The following is a 14,340-nucleotide window of genomic DNA, read 5'->3' as shown; positions in this document are numbered from 1 at the left end:
ATAAAATTGAAGCGCTGTTACATCATCCATTCAACTGGCAAATATGAAACGGCTTTAATCATTGTGCGTTGGAAAAGGCTCGTATCTGGGTCTTTTTGATATTCAATAACTTTTCCATTCGATTGATAATCTAACCAAATAATTTTGCCTTCACTATTTAACTTAAGCTGGTAAGCAACTTGAGGTAAGTGCTGATCGAGCATGACCGAAATTTGCGCTTGTAATTGACTCGACTCAATAACAAGACCAACCTCAGTGTTTAAGTAAGTCGAACGCGGATCAAAATTAAATGAACCAATAAATACTTTACCGTCTACGTCAAAAAACTTGGCATGTAAACTCGATTTATTTTTGCCTTTTGCGGGGATAACGCTTCCAGTCACAACTTCATACCAAGTTCTACGTCTGCGTTCTAAAAATGGCTTAAACTCAAATAGTTCTACACCGCTTTTAAGCATTTCAACTCGATATTGACTATAAAATGCATGCACAATCGCCACATCATTTGCAGCAAAAGAATTGGTTAAAACCCTGACTTTAACTCCTTGCACCTTTAGCTGTTTTAAATAATACGCGCCCTGTTGTGTAGGAACAAAATAAGCGGAAGCTAATTCTATATGCTGCTTTGGTTCACCCATAATCTTCATGACTTGCCCATAAAGCATCTCTTCTTTAGAGGCTACTCCTAAGATTTTTTTAGGTGAATCTGCAACAAAATACGCTTTTGACCATTGAATAGGATAGTGCTCTAAAAGTTCTTTTAAATAGGTTTGAGCATCGTAAAGCTTATCTTCGGTTTGAGTATGATTTTCACTTTCATGAATTAGATCATGATAGTGCTGTCGTAACGATTGTAAGTGGTGGACAGCACAAGTTCCAATAAGCTCAGTAGCATCTTGGCTTAGCTCGCTTTGCCAGAAATCATTAAAGACAGTCTGGGCATGCTGTACCGTATGTCCATAAAATAAAATATCTAGGTCAGTAAATTGAAACTTACTACTTGCATCAAAATATTCACTACTGATATTTCGACCACCTGTTACAGCAATCGCTCCATCTGCAATAATTAATTTATTATGCATGCGATGGTTTACTTTTTTGAACCGAAAAATATAGTCTAAAATTCTTAAATATCTAAATTTATATGGATTAAATAATCGAATTTCAAAATTAGGATGGTGGAGAAGGCTTCTGAAAACTCCGTCAAGTTTTACTCCATTTTGATCATCGATGAGTAAGCGGATTTTTACGCCACGATCTGCCGCCGTTAGTAACTCATGCAACATTAAGTTTCCAACAAAATCATTGGTCCAAATATAATATTGTAAATCGATTTTTTCTTTTGCATTTCTAATGAGATACATACGAGAAGCTATGCTAATAAAGGCATCATCTAATGCCACAAAAGCAGTTAATCCTTGTTCTGTTTTTTCTGTAGCTTGCTCATCATTCAACCAATTAAAGCTATTCGTCACTGTATCATTCTCATTAGGATCGTATGTATCTGTATAAGAGAGTAAATCAGTAAAGCCCCAAGCACTTGAAGCCATAGTACTGTACTGCTTATATAGCTGATTGATCATGTAAGCATTTAATCTGCATCCAAGTTAAACCTATCAGAGCATTCTTATATTCAATTTATATGTCAAAATTCATATTAAACCTTATAAATGCATTCTGCCAAGCCTCAACGCTAGCAATTCCTTATTTTTATAGGTATTTCTAAGAAAACATAGCCTTTTAAAAATATAAAGTTAAATTTAACCGTTTTAAACCTAATGCTATATTCAATATTATTTTTTAAGGATGCTCGAGATGAGTCATGTGGGTTCTTGTCTATGTCATGAAGTCAAATTTTCAATTACTAACGAGATAGAGACTATCTATCACTGCCACTGTAGTCTCTGCCGAAAGCAATCGGGAACGGGATCAAATGCGGCCACTTTGGTCGGCAAAGACAAATTTAAATGGTTATCAGGTTTAGAACTTATTCGTACTTATAAAAAGAGAACAGGTTTCACATCTTCATTTTGTAGTAAATGTGGATCGCCAGTACCCAACCTAGTTGGAAATACACATTTTATGTGGATACCATTAGGCTTATTAGATCAAGACATTGTTGTGCTAAAAAACTTAATTTTTGCGTGTTTTCAAAGTCAAACTGGGCGAACACAATAGAGGCAGATGAATCTTATAACCAGCTTCCAAGTTTAGATGAGCTAAACATATTTTTTGATTAGAATAAATTTTCCTATAAAAATGAGATTTAGTTTGCGTTATCTTTAATTTTTACGGATGGTTATGCTTACGTTTTTCACAAAAAAACATTAATTACAATTAGAAGCATAACAATTACATTGGAAAACATAATATCTATCATACTTCCTTAAAAGGCTGAGTGAGTAGCTCGACAATAAAAGGGAGAAAATAGAGATGCCACAATATTTAATCATCGCTGAGAATGTGTACAAAAAGATTGAGGACAAAAATTTATTTTCAGAAAGCTCAGCAGAGACCTTAAATCATTTGGTTGGTGTAATTCGTAAGGAAATTAAAGGAACCAAGTTTAAACTTAAATATAATTTTATAGATTTTGATGAGTGCTTAACCAAGCCGTTAGAAGAGTGTGCGATTAAGTTGGATGTGAGCCTCATGCCCAACCATAAAAATAAAGATGAATATATTCTTTGGCTCGCAGGTTTTATTGAAAGAATTACAACAGGAGGAGAGGCCAAGCTTCCCCCGATCTCACAATTTATCCCTCCAGATTTTAAGTTTAGCTATGAAGAACCTCCTAAAGTGTCCTCATCTACAGGTGATGATGGAGAGATGATTATTAATTATTTCAAGTCAGATGCCTTTACTAAAATTATAAAAGAAGAAAAATAAGTTTAAAAAAATATAGAAGTGATCGTCCACTACACTTCTATATATCGCTGTAAATTCAGCAACCGCCTTCTGGGGCGGTTTTTTAATAGTGATTTTTAAAATGTTTAATATTTTAAAAATATAGAGTTTATTAAATATAAATTTTTAGCTACTGTTAAAATACCTACCAATTTAATCGAAATAAAATTAAAACCAGATCACATTATTAAAACAATAAATAGTTGTGATATTCATAATTTATCAATTAAAATTAAAAAACAGCAACAATCTTAATAAAAATTATAAATTTATTTTTACAACTACAATTTTATACTTATATTTTATAAATAATTAATAAGGAGATAAAAATGCCAAAATACTTATTATTAGCAGAAAAAATTAATAAAAATATTAAAAACAAACATTCAAGCAATTACTTTAAAGACTTAAATAATTTAATTATAGAAATTGAAAAAGCGATTGCTGGTACAGAATTAAAATTTTTATATAACTTTGTGAACTTCGAAGGTGCTATTGTTAGTGTGCAAATTGAATTACTCATTAGAGTAGATATGAGCTTGATTCCAAAACATAAAAATGAAGATGACTTTATTTTATGGCTGGCAGATTTCATTGATCGAATCACCATAGACACCAGTAAAGAAATCATTAAGTAAAAAAAAGTTGCTCCTAGTAAGACAAGATGACTTAAATATTAAACCGAGAAGGATGATATATTTAAGGTTCTTGTCTAGGCGCTGAATTCATATCATGTCGAACCCTGCTTATATTTTCATAAATGACTTTACGCATTCGGTTTACTGCACCTAGTGGCTTATGTGCAGGTAGGGCATGCCACGGTGTAAAAGATAGATCTTCACAAAACTTATTTTGCTCAGGCGTATCAAAATTCTGCTTTGGAATATGAATAGTCGCTACTTGATAAAAAGGAGCTGCTTTCTCATCCCATTCTGTCATCGAGTCTTCTACTAACATTTGACTTGAAGTTCGGGGCTGAATAAGGAACTCCATGCAGGCATCTGTTTGCTGTAAAGTATTTTTTAAAGCCTCTCTTAAAAAATCATGACTAGGATTTTTAGGTAGATTATTTGCTGTCACTGAGCAAGCACGTACCGAATATTTAACCGCTTGTCGATCATTACCCAGGCCTAAATGATAGGGAACCATAGACCAGTAACGCGCATAGAGTGGGTTTACGATTTGTGAATTACGTGCTCCGAGTGCATTCATTGTTCCTTTAAAACCTAAGGCAAATGGAATATGAAGTTTTCTAATCATATTATGGCTATTCACATCATTTATAAAAGAAAGATATCGTTTAGCATCATTCGCAAAAAAGACAGGGTGATTAATCATAATAAAATCTTGGGTAGTTGCTTGCTTTTCACTTTCTAAAATTTTCTCTCCAGATACACCTAAAAGTTTTATCGCTATGCCACGTGCATCTTTGTCAATGTCAGCACTAGAAGCGTCATTAGAAGCATTGGAAAAGCGAATCCATGCTTGATAACTTTGGTCTGGTATAAAAACGCCTTTAGCGAACTGAGCAGGTATATTTTTTGAGACATGAAATTCAGCTCGAACACACCCATGTGCTTTAGGATGCGCATCACGTAAAGCATTTCCCGCCGTATATTGTTCACGAATTGACTTTTCAATGACTTGAGCTATGTTCTGGGCTAACACTTCCTCATTAGGCTGTAGCTTTTCCCCTAAAACGGTATCAACTTCTGGATAAGCGATACTTTCTGAAGATATCTTTATTGGTATAGTTGTTTGGGTACGTAAAGCATCACTACAACCTGTTAGTGCAAATACAAGAGGAGTAAATACAAACAACACCCTAAAATTTATAGGCTGCATAAAATTTGACATTTATTATCTCCTTAGGGCAAAAATATTTTAGGATAATATTAAGAGTTCTTGTTTAAGTTTATTTTGAGCTTTATAAAAAATATTAACTGTAAATAATTTAAACGTCATTGTTACTTATCTGAACAATAAAATAAGAATTATTATTTAATATAAAACTTCTTAATACATTAAGAGAATGAAGACATGATAACTAATCGACAAAATGTGCAAAATAATTCTAATTCATCACCTCATCCAATCACTCAAAATACACTTATTGATCGATTTAGCCCTATTTATTGGAGAATAGACGGCCCGCAAACGATGTCTTTTGCCATTACTAATTATGGAAATGGTTTTGAAGCATCTTTTAGGTCGCGCATGGCAAACGACTTGGTAGGAATTACGTGGGATTCTTATGACTCTAAAGATCATAAATTTTTAGCTTATGAAACCAAATATAGCTATGCAGGGGTAATTTGGGACTTCGATATTGAATTGTCGGCTTCTATGCCTGTGCTTAACAATGCAAGTTTAACGCCGACTTTAACAGTGTACTATAATGAGAATGGCATAGATAAAATTGCATATGTTGTCTTGTTTAACTACGCAAATAATCCTTCATCTCGTACAGCGCATATCCATATTAATTGGGATACGGTGAAAGCTGGTTTTTCTGCGACAGATAGCTTTCCCGTTACCAATATTCAGCGAATTTCATTTTCTGGTTTTACCAGTCAATATAATGGCCAATCAACTACACCTTTAAGTCAGCCCCAAGATGGTTACATTCGACTAACCAACTCAGTTGTTATAGGAACAAATGCGAAGTTAAATTTGAGCCGTGTTGTTGTACCTCAGCACAATTATGGTATCTGTACCAGCTATGACGACCATTACGATTTAAACCCGCAGCGCCTCGTCAACAATATGGTCACTTTGGGATATCAAGGTTTGGTTAACCATTATTGTGGAATGTCGCATTATCCTGAAATGAAATGGAAAAGCGATATTAATAAATGGCAAATACCTGATACTTTGGTGACGGGCGAGGCGGTTGTTAACTCATGTACCCGTAAATGGCATGAGAAATATGCTCAGGCTTTACATAGCGCCAATATGCAGCCCATCTTTGGGGTCAGCTTTGAAATGTATTCCTTGGGGGCCAATGAGTATTGGGCACAGCGTGACTGGAATAGTAATTTGGGTAAAACAGGCTACCAACCACCGAGTTATTTTTTTAGTTTAAGTGACCAAAATGCTTTGGCATATCTACATAAAGTCTTTATTGAGTTTGCAGATGCAATGGTTGTCGGGGGATGTGACGTAAACATGCAGATTGGTGAACCTTGGTGGTGGTACAACACTGACACGAATCTACCTTGTGTGTATGACTATCCAACAAAACTGGCTTTTAATGCAGATACAGGTTTATATGCACCAGATTTAGGTACAATTTATGAGGCCATGAATAAAACAGGAACTCCTTATGATGAGTTTAAAACATGGCTTAGAAATAAATTAGGACAAACCTGTCAAAATATTCGTACCGTTATCAAAGCAAAATATTCAACAGCCAAAGTTAGCCCACTTATTTTCTTTCCTTCGATTCAATCGCCAATTCAGACACTAGCAACTTATATTAACTATCCAAGCACGCACTATTCATATCCTAATTTTGATTACATGATGACAGAAGCTTATGATTGGCTATTAGAAGCTCGCTTAGACTTGGCACATCAGGCAGTTTCTCAAATACCTATACAAGGTTTGGGCTATCCTGCAAATAAGGTCATTTATTTATCAGGATTCGTTCCTGATGCATCTATTGCCTATATTTATGGCTTTGATAAAACCAAACCTTATCGAACACCGATCTGGCAACGAATTTTTGGTGATATGAAAAACAATGTTTCTCTGGGTTTAATGAAGCAATTTATCTGGGCATATCCACAAGTCATGTTTGATTCGATTACGATCGATACCACTCAAGCCCCAAATGGCTTCTTTGTTGAAAATACGCTTTATTCGCCAATTAGTGATAACACACCATATCCACCAAATATTTACCTATAAGTAAACATAAACCGTTTATAAGATAAGTGATTTGATAAGAAACCTCTTCAAGTAAGAGGTTTTCTTCTTTTTGAAACATAGGCTTGCTTAGACGTACCTGACTGGCTATGCTGTGATGGATTGTCATGAAAGCCAATTTTAATTTAAGCAAAATTAATCTCTTGTATTACTGTTACATAATCTATTTTGCTCGACTATAAATACCGAATGATTTAAAGGAAACCCAAAGATGAAATCTCGTGCAGCTGTCGCCTTTGCCCCAGGAAAACCTTTAGAAATTGTTGAAGTTGATGTTGCACCACCTCAAGCGGGTGAAGTTTTAATAAAAATTACCCATACAGGGGTATGTCATACCGATGCTTTTACATTATCCGGCGATGACCCAGAAGGTGTTTTCCCTGCCATCTTAGGACATGAAGGAGCAGGTGTTGTAGTTGAAGTGGGTGAGGGCGTAACAAGTGTTCAACCAGGTGATCACGTGATTCCGCTTTATACCGCTGAATGTAAAGAATGCTTATTTTGTAAATCTGGAAAAACTAACTTGTGCGTTGCAGTACGTGCCACCCAAGGTAAAGGTGTAATGCCAGATGGAACCACACGTTTTTCTTATAATGGTGAACCGATTTATCACTACATGGGTTGTTCAACATTTAGTGAATATACAGTAGTTGCAGAAGTCTCTTTAGCTAAAATCAATCCTGAAGCGAATCATGAACAAGTTTGTTTACTTGGATGTGGTGTGACTACGGGTATTGGCGCCGTGCATAACACTGCAAAAGTACAAGAAGGTGACTCTGTTGCCGTATTTGGCCTAGGCGGTATAGGTTTGGCTGTTGTACAAGGTGCACGTCAAGCCAAAGCAGGACAAATTATTGTGGTAGACACAAACCCAGATAAATTTGAACTTGCTAAGCAGTTTGGTGCTACAGATTTCTTAAACCCTAAAGATTACGATAAACCAATTCAGCAAGTTATTGTAGAAATGACAGGCTGGGGCGTAGATCATTCATTTGAATGTATTGGTAACGTCAATGTTATGCGTTCTGCTTTAGAGTGTGCACATCGTGGTTGGGGACAATCCGTTATTATTGGTGTTGCTGGTGCAGGTCAAGAAATTTCGACTCGTCCATTCCAGTTGGTTACAGGCCGTAAATGGTTAGGTACTGCTTTTGGTGGCGTAAAAGGCCGCTCACAACTTCCAAAAATGGTCGAAGATGCGATGAAAGGTGAAATTCAACTTGAGCCTTTTGTAACGCATACGATGCCTTTGCAAGACATCAATACTGCTTTTGATTTAATGCATGAAGGTAAATCAATTCGTACTGTTATTCATTTTTAAATGAAAGAAAAAAGGGCTGTGATTCAGCCCTTTTTTATGGCTTATAGTTTTTTATATCTTAAATTGCATTACCACACATGTCAGTTGTACCCTGAGGGTAACTAAACTGTAGCGCATTACGGTCAGTAATGAGTTCATTAGACAATTCTTGTCCAAATAATTGATTAGAATATATTGATATACCACTTGAGGCAGAAAAGCGTATATTCTCAAGTGGGGCAGGCAAAGTAGATTGATAGCCTTGATCAACACCATTTAAAATAAAGCCAACCTGTTTAGTGTTCTGATTAATATATATACCTAATCTTTGGTATCCATTTGCATTATTTGTCATGTTTTGCCCTTTATAATATGGATTGTCAGGGCCGCTATTATCACTAAGTCGGTAAGCTACTGAATAGCTTAATCTAGCAGGATTCTCACCAAAATCGGGATCATAACTCCCCATATCAAACCAATAATTAGATCTAACTGTATAACCATTATTTGTTATGCCACTAAATGCAATGCTAGAGGAGTAATAAGTAGAATTTCCAATTGATGAGTTTCCAAGAGCTGATACTGGAATCTTATGCTCCATTTCAAATGCAATAATACCTGTATGAGGTATAGTTATATCTCCAATGTCATTAGTCGAATTAAGACCAGCTTTACTTGTAGCTACATAATCTAAATCGCCATACTCGCTTTCTGGCCTAGGCTCCACTTTAAAACCAAATTTTTGACCATTTATCAATGGAAATATTTTCATTGGCAAATAGTCAGTGTGCTCATTATTCCAAAGATCATAATCTTCTTGAGTCGCATCAAAATTGTATTGGCAGACTGGCGCAGAATTAAGAGAATTAGTTTGAGCTAACAACATATGAGGTGCTATTTTTTCATTCTTTGTAGTTGATGAAAAGTTTTTAGATGTTACTTTTTGGCTAGATTCATTACGCGATACGGTACTTGTATTGTCAGAAGATACTTCATACATTGCCCAACATAATGTAATAGCGCTAACGGCAACTATGCCTATTTTTTTCATAAATATTCCTATCGCGTTAAGTATTAAATTTTGAGAAAATATTGATAAAGTAAAACTTATTATTAATTTTTAAATATTTGAAATTATTAGGTTTATAAACTATTGAATATGATTAATCATATTCAATAGTTACAGTAGCCATTGCACGTACTTTACCAGCAGTCACATTTGCTGCTGTTTGATAATAGCGGGCAGTCATCGGTACGTTATATTGAAGTGTCTGATTAGAAGACAATGTACCTAAGGCTAATTTGTCACCTTTTTTAATGACCTGATTTTTATTTTGGTAATTCCAGAGTAGCTGCACGCCCACACCATTTGCTTTTTCAGATGCGGCAGCAGTATTTGCCAGTACCTGATTATTTGTGCCGTCTTGTGTAAAGTCGTAAGTTAAGCTAATCAGGTTTTTCTCTACATAACCAGTAGGGTTAATACCACCATTACATAGAATGTTCATATCAAAGGTTTGTTCGCCTTGAGTTGAACCAACGCCCTTAAACCCAGCTTTTGCAACTGTCGGCAGCTGTACAACTTTATTGATGTTACCTTGAATTTCACACGAAGATGACGCAATGGTAATCGCATTAGCATTAACAGTACTTGTTAAGAAAGGTTGATTTGGAAAACCACGGATATAATAACTACTATATCTGCCTGGTACTAAGGTCCCAGAACCTGTTTGCGGGGCAATTTTAATGATTTCCACCACAAAATAGCCATCTCCCAAGAAACGATTACCTGAGATTCCACCACGTTGATAAGGGTAATAACCAGAAAAATTCGTATTATTTTCAGCTTCACGATATAGGCGAATACCAATACCCGGAATATTCGTGGTATAGATGCTATTACCCAAAGAACTTAGTGGATAAGCTTGAGTTAATTCCGCAACGGCTACATCGCGGCTATCACAATTATTAGCTTGTGTTCTAGTCCGAGTAATAGGAAAAGTCGCTTTTCTTAAAATGGCACCGACTTGATCACTAGGGCGCACAACAACACGCCCCACAGCCATTAGCACATCATTTGCTTCATAATTAACTATATAGCACGCAGCATTAGCCTCGCCATAAACGCCAAGACCAGCAGTAAATAGAGCACCTGTTAATAATATTCTTTTCATTTGCAGACAGCCTCAGTCATTACCATGCTTTGTTGCTTATTTTGCAACTGATTACTGATGTTGTACTCAACCGAACAACGCTCGTTACTTTCATCACCCCATTTCACATAGAGACGATCTTGAGCAAGTGGGGTACGTAAGTAAATCATACTACCTTGTGCAACAATACCAACAGCTTCATCTTTCTGATTAAAGACTTGAGCTGCAAAAGGTAAATTGTTGCCATCTACAGTTTTACTATTAATGTAAACTGCATAACCAGTTTTAGTCGCAAAATCTACTTTAGCAATTGCGCCAGCAAAAGGTGCAATACGTTGACTTGTTTCTTCAAGTTCTACTTCGCTCGACATCTCTTGTGGGTCAAGGGTAATGTCATTAAGACGGTACGGAGTAACATAAGGAACTACCGCATAACCTGCCTTATTCACGCTTAAACCAACCGCATTATTAACTTTTGCTCCAGCAGCCTCTGGTGCATGCACAAGTACCATCGTTTGGCCTTGCTCAGGTCCAAATAAAATACCTTCTGAATGCGCAACCACACTACCTGTTAAGCTAACCATCGCTTGTTGGTAAGAATCAGCCACACTATAAGAACCGCCAACAGTTGTATAGTTAGTACGATAACGACCATTTACGTTAAATGATGGATTTGCATAGTCCTGATGCGACATTGAAGCGCCGTAACTAAAGCGATCTCCAACCATTCCACTTGCACCAACAGTACGGCTGTCTTCAGAAGCAGTAACATTAACGTTAACCGAATTCTTTTTAAAATCAATCGGGAACGATAATGTCATTAAATATTCAGTATCGTGTGTTTGATTCGTTGAGCCGTACTCAACTTTGCGGTTAATTGCAGATAAACCGTAAGTTAAGCCATGGAAATTATTACTATAACCAAGCTGATATTGTTTAGTACTTTCGCTACGGTTCCAATAGTCAACCCACGAACCCACTACATAGAAGTTACCCCAACCTTCAGGTAACCCTTGGTTTAGGGTAATTTGGAACTCGCTACGTTGACGACCAGCAGAGTAGGTATTAATACCTTTTTCTTCAAAATCACGGATCAGTAGAGCATCACGTAATTTGTAGAAGTTTTCTGTTGAGTAACGATAAGCTGCTAGCGTTAAGTTTGTGTTGGTCGGAGTGATCAACTTGCTATAACTTAAACGGAAACTTTGCCCCGATTGTGAAGACTGTTTTTCAAACTCAGCTTCAGAATGTGTAACGTCAAGTGCAATCGCACCAATTGGCGTAGCAAAAGCAGCACCCAACAATACAGCAGCATAATTTTCTGTAGCTTGTATGCCCGTATAACCTGTTAGGTAGTTATTAATACCTTGCTGGTATTTACCTTGAACAACCCAAGGATCGAGATCAATGTCTGAATCGCGGAACTGACCTACAGTTAAAGAATAACGGTTCATGCCAGGGCGTAACATCTGCACAACAGATGCGTAAGGCACAGCAAATTTCTGTATTTCACCATTTGCTTCGATAACAGTAACTTCAATTTCACCACCAAAACCAGTAGGGTAAAGGTCATTAATTTCAAAGTTACCTGGTGCTACCGTTGTTTGATAGATAAGTTGGCCTTGTTGACGAACTTCAATTTTTGCATTGGTTTTAGCATTACCACGAATACGCGGAGCATAACCCAACATACTATTTGGCAACATTCGATCATCACTTGAGAAATCGATACCACGATAACCATATGAGTCAAATACTTCGCCGTTTGTAAAGCTATCCCCAAGTGTTAAAACACCACGATATTTCGGGAATGCTCGCTGTAAGTAAGTACTTGTTTCTTCGTAGCTTGACTTAGATTGATTTTCAGCAGGGGTATCTTGCCATTGCCATTGGCCATTATGACGTAATTGCCAACCACCTAAATTTAGTCCAGCAGTCACACCCATAAATGCGTTTGTTGTTTCGCTTTGATCATTAGACTGGGTAAATGTTTTGTAAGCACTGCCGTTATAAGATAGAAAAGCAGCATTAATCCCACGATCCCATAAACTTGGGTCGACATAGCCTTGCGCATTTTTTTGCAAAGCAACTTGTGGAATCGAGATATCTACACGTAAACGAGAGTTATCAAACTCATAAAATGCATTTTCAACCCACTCTTCAATTTTATAACAACTACTATTTTCTTTTTGAAGAGGAGCATGCTGCGCTAAAATCTCTTGTTTTACACCATATTCAGCAAGAGTATTTCCCGTAAAGCAGGTTACAGCATTTTTATTTGATTCTAATGCTTTAAAAAACATACGACGTTTGCCAAACCATTGGCCATTTACATAAACGTCAACATTATATTCACCTGGTAAAACAGGATTACCGTATTTAAAACGAGAAATATCAACTTTTTGAGCATCACCAATTAAAAAAGCAGAATCAAATTCAGCTTCTACAGGAGCACTCGCGACTGTTTCTTCAGCGTGCACGAATACAGGCATTGTCATTGTGACAACACCAGAAGCCAAGTAGTAACAAATATGGCGTTTTAATAATTTATAAGATTCTTGCCTTTTTTTTGGCATAGCTAAGTCCGCCTACTCACATAATAGGTGCTTAAATTTATTAAAAAGATAAATCTGATTACTGAAGTTTTATTTGGTGTTCGATTCGACCACCATAGTCATTGACATTCATAAAACTCATATCTTGAAGATTGCCATTCTTAAGCTGAACAGATTCTTCAGAAAAAGGTTTAATCATTAAACCTTGAGGTAATAAATCAACTTTTTTATCACCTGCCTTTTGGTAAACAGAAGTCAGCGTGATATGAAAAGGGGTAGGATTTTTTACCGTTAAATTTTGACCAGATTTAACCCATTGAAGCTTATCAGCTGCTAAATTCGCATCATCTTTAATTGAAGCTGGACGATAGAAGAATTTAATGCGCGAACGAATTGCCAGTTGCAGAAAATTATCAGGCGTCGTATTTTCAGTTTTTGAAGTTGGTCTTGGAGGAATATCCAAAACATTTAACCACAAAACCGTTTCTTGCTTCTGATTTAACTGAGAAGCAGTTGGTAAAGCAGTAATACGAAGAGTCTGACTTTTTGTAGCTTCAACACGAGAAATAGGGGGAGCAATCATAAAAGGAACTTTTGATTGATCCGGAGTGCTTTTTGAGTCGCCTTCATCAAGCCAAGCTTGAACAAGAGCTGGTTTTGAACCGTTATTGCTAACTTGTAGCGTAACTTCTCTAGCATCCGACGGATAAATTACACGAGTGCCATGGATTACAATTTCTGCTTGAGTAGCAGGTGCTACAACTGTTGAAGCAAATGCTAAACCTAACAAAAAATTATAACTGTTCAATTTCATTTCAGAATTCTCAACCAAGAAAGATTCGGGAAAGCGCCACAAAAAGAGGGTTTCTATGCGGACATAGAAACCCCACTATCAATTAATTATTGATAGATAATTGTGTATTGAACAGAAGTATTTACTTTACCAGCTGTAGAAGCACCAGTTGCATAGTATTCAGCATAGTAGTTAAGGTCAGCGCTACCAGCTGCAGCTACGTCAACCCATTGAGAGTTAGCTTGAGCACCGTTTGCACCAGCAGCAAGAACTGGGATGAAGTTGTTGTTGCTACCTAAAAGTTGAACGTTAACGTTTTTAGCACCAGTAGCGTCTTTGTTAAGTAAACGACCAGTATTAAAGTCAACATTTGCACCTGGTTCGAAGTAAGTAGCTACTTTACCTTCAGAACAGTTAGCTAATTTGATTTGGAAAGGAGTACGACCAGCAACATCCCCAGCAACAGCTAAAGTTTGTTTAGAAACAGTTGGAAGAGTAACTGTGAAGTCTTTACCAGCTGGGGTAACGATGTCACAAGTTTTGTCTGTAACTAAACCATTAATTGTAATTGTACCATCAGCAGCTTGAGCATTCGCAATTCCTACAACTGAAAGAGCAGCAATCAAAGCAAGTTTTTTCATAGTGTTTTCTCAAAAGTCTGGATAAAAGTTTATTCCTTACTTTTCCAGTGTTTGACATCTT

General features: G+C 36.5%; 11 protein-coding genes and 1 pseudogene. 5 read left to right on the top strand and 7 right to left on the bottom strand.

From position 1 onward, the window contains the following. Positions 1–17: 17 nt before the first annotated feature. A complete protein-coding gene (locus ACB088_RS06755; RefSeq protein WP_375038422.1) occupies positions 18–1,583 on the bottom strand; it encodes a phospholipase D family protein in 1,566 nt (521 codons plus the stop codon). Between the two features lie 223 nt (positions 1,584–1,806). On the opposite strand from ACB088_RS06755, the pseudogene ACB088_RS06750 reads away from it, so the two are divergent. From ACB088_RS06750 to ACB088_RS06740, 3 genes and pseudogenes are all read left to right on the top strand, one after another. Continuing rightward, positions 1,807–2,240: pseudogene (locus ACB088_RS06750) on the top strand (GFA family protein). A gap of 193 nt (positions 2,241–2,433) precedes the next feature. Further along, a complete protein-coding gene (locus tag ACB088_RS06745; RefSeq protein WP_375038421.1) occupies positions 2,434–2,889 on the top strand; it encodes a hypothetical protein in 456 nt (151 codons plus the stop codon). 347 nt (positions 2,890–3,236) lie between these two features. Further along, complete coding sequence (locus tag ACB088_RS06740) at positions 3,237–3,545, top strand: hypothetical protein (RefSeq protein ID WP_375038420.1); 309 nt, start codon at positions 3,237–3,239, stop codon at positions 3,543–3,545. 61 nt (positions 3,546–3,606) lie between these two features. Here ACB088_RS06740 and ACB088_RS06735 read toward each other — a convergent pair whose 3' ends face one another. Further along, positions 3,607–4,764 carry a catalase family protein gene (locus ACB088_RS06735; protein WP_375038419.1) on the bottom strand — a complete coding sequence of 386 codons (1,158 nt, stop codon included), beginning with the start codon at positions 4,762–4,764 and terminating at the stop codon, positions 3,607–3,609. Positions 4,765–4,947: 183 nt separating this feature from the next. Between ACB088_RS06735 and ACB088_RS06730 the strand changes: the two genes are divergently transcribed. Together ACB088_RS06730 and ACB088_RS06725 are read left to right on the top strand one after the other, a co-directional pair. After that, positions 4,948–6,819: a phage capsid protein gene (locus ACB088_RS06730; RefSeq protein WP_375038418.1), complete on the top strand. Its 1,872-nt coding sequence runs from the start codon at positions 4,948–4,950 to the stop codon at positions 6,817–6,819. Between the two features lie 229 nt (positions 6,820–7,048). Continuing rightward, entirely contained in the window at positions 7,049–8,158 is a 1,110-nt protein-coding gene (locus ACB088_RS06725) for an S-(hydroxymethyl)glutathione dehydrogenase/class III alcohol dehydrogenase (protein WP_003651772.1), read from the top strand. A gap of 58 nt (positions 8,159–8,216) precedes the next feature. Here ACB088_RS06725 and ACB088_RS06720 read toward each other — a convergent pair whose 3' ends face one another. The 5 genes from ACB088_RS06720 to ACB088_RS06700 form a co-directional block, all read right to left on the bottom strand. Then, complete coding sequence (locus ACB088_RS06720) at positions 8,217–9,188, bottom strand: DUF4882 family protein (RefSeq protein ID WP_375038417.1); 972 nt, start codon at positions 9,186–9,188, stop codon at positions 8,217–8,219. A 112-nt stretch (positions 9,189–9,300) separates the two neighbouring features. Then, entirely contained in the window at positions 9,301–10,311 is a 1,011-nt protein-coding gene (locus tag ACB088_RS06715) for a fimbrial protein (protein ID WP_375038416.1), read from the bottom strand. Continuing rightward, a complete protein-coding gene (locus tag ACB088_RS06710; RefSeq protein ID WP_375038415.1) occupies positions 10,308–12,866 on the bottom strand; it encodes a fimbria/pilus outer membrane usher protein in 2,559 nt (852 codons plus the stop codon). The genes ACB088_RS06715 and ACB088_RS06710 overlap by 4 nt, the downstream gene beginning before the upstream one ends. Before the next feature lie 58 nt (positions 12,867–12,924). After that, positions 12,925–13,659 (bottom strand): molecular chaperone, encoded by a 735-nt coding sequence (locus tag ACB088_RS06705; RefSeq protein ID WP_375038414.1) that lies wholly within the window; start codon positions 13,657–13,659, stop codon positions 12,925–12,927. An 86-nt stretch (positions 13,660–13,745) separates the two neighbouring features. Next, on the bottom strand, positions 13,746–14,279 hold the full coding sequence (locus ACB088_RS06700) for a fimbrial protein (protein WP_000731817.1): 534 nt from the start codon (positions 14,277–14,279) through the stop codon (positions 13,746–13,748). Positions 14,280–14,340 lie beyond the last annotated feature (61 nt).

This window comes from Acinetobacter sp. RW6, from assembly GCF_041956835.1.
Classification (GTDB): Bacteria; Pseudomonadota; Gammaproteobacteria; order Pseudomonadales; family Moraxellaceae; genus Acinetobacter; species Acinetobacter calcoaceticus.
The sequence above is the reverse complement of the archived record's forward strand: the minus strand, read 5'-3'. Positions and strand labels throughout refer to the sequence as shown.

What these genes read in the sequence shown, in the direction of transcription:
- ACB088_RS06715 (WP_375038416.1), bottom strand. Translation starts at nt 10,311, where the DNA reads ATGAAAAGAATATTATTAACAGGTGCTCTATTTACTGCTGGTCTTGGC.
- ACB088_RS06705 (WP_375038414.1), bottom strand. Translation starts at nt 13,659, where the DNA reads ATGAAATTGAACAGTTATAATTTTTTGTTAGGTTTAGCATTTGCTTCA.
- ACB088_RS06745 (WP_375038421.1), top strand. Translation starts at nt 2,434, where the DNA reads ATGCCACAATATTTAATCATCGCTGAGAATGTGTACAAAAAGATTGAG.
- ACB088_RS06710 (WP_375038415.1), bottom strand. Translation starts at nt 12,866, where the DNA reads ATGCCAAAAAAAAGGCAAGAATCTTATAAATTATTAAAACGCCATATT.
- ACB088_RS06755 (WP_375038422.1), bottom strand. Translation starts at nt 1,583, where the DNA reads ATGATCAATCAGCTATATAAGCAGTACAGTACTATGGCTTCAAGTGCT.
- ACB088_RS06740 (WP_375038420.1), top strand. Translation starts at nt 3,237, where the DNA reads ATGCCAAAATACTTATTATTAGCAGAAAAAATTAATAAAAATATTAAA.
- ACB088_RS06730 (WP_375038418.1), top strand. Translation starts at nt 4,948, where the DNA reads ATGATAACTAATCGACAAAATGTGCAAAATAATTCTAATTCATCACCT.
- ACB088_RS06700 (WP_000731817.1), bottom strand. Translation starts at nt 14,279, where the DNA reads ATGAAAAAACTTGCTTTGATTGCTGCTCTTTCAGTTGTAGGAATTGCG.
- ACB088_RS06735 (WP_375038419.1), bottom strand. Translation starts at nt 4,764, where the DNA reads ATGTCAAATTTTATGCAGCCTATAAATTTTAGGGTGTTGTTTGTATTT.
- ACB088_RS06725 (WP_003651772.1), top strand. Translation starts at nt 7,049, where the DNA reads ATGAAATCTCGTGCAGCTGTCGCCTTTGCCCCAGGAAAACCTTTAGAA.
- ACB088_RS06720 (WP_375038417.1), bottom strand. Translation starts at nt 9,188, where the DNA reads ATGAAAAAAATAGGCATAGTTGCCGTTAGCGCTATTACATTATGTTGG.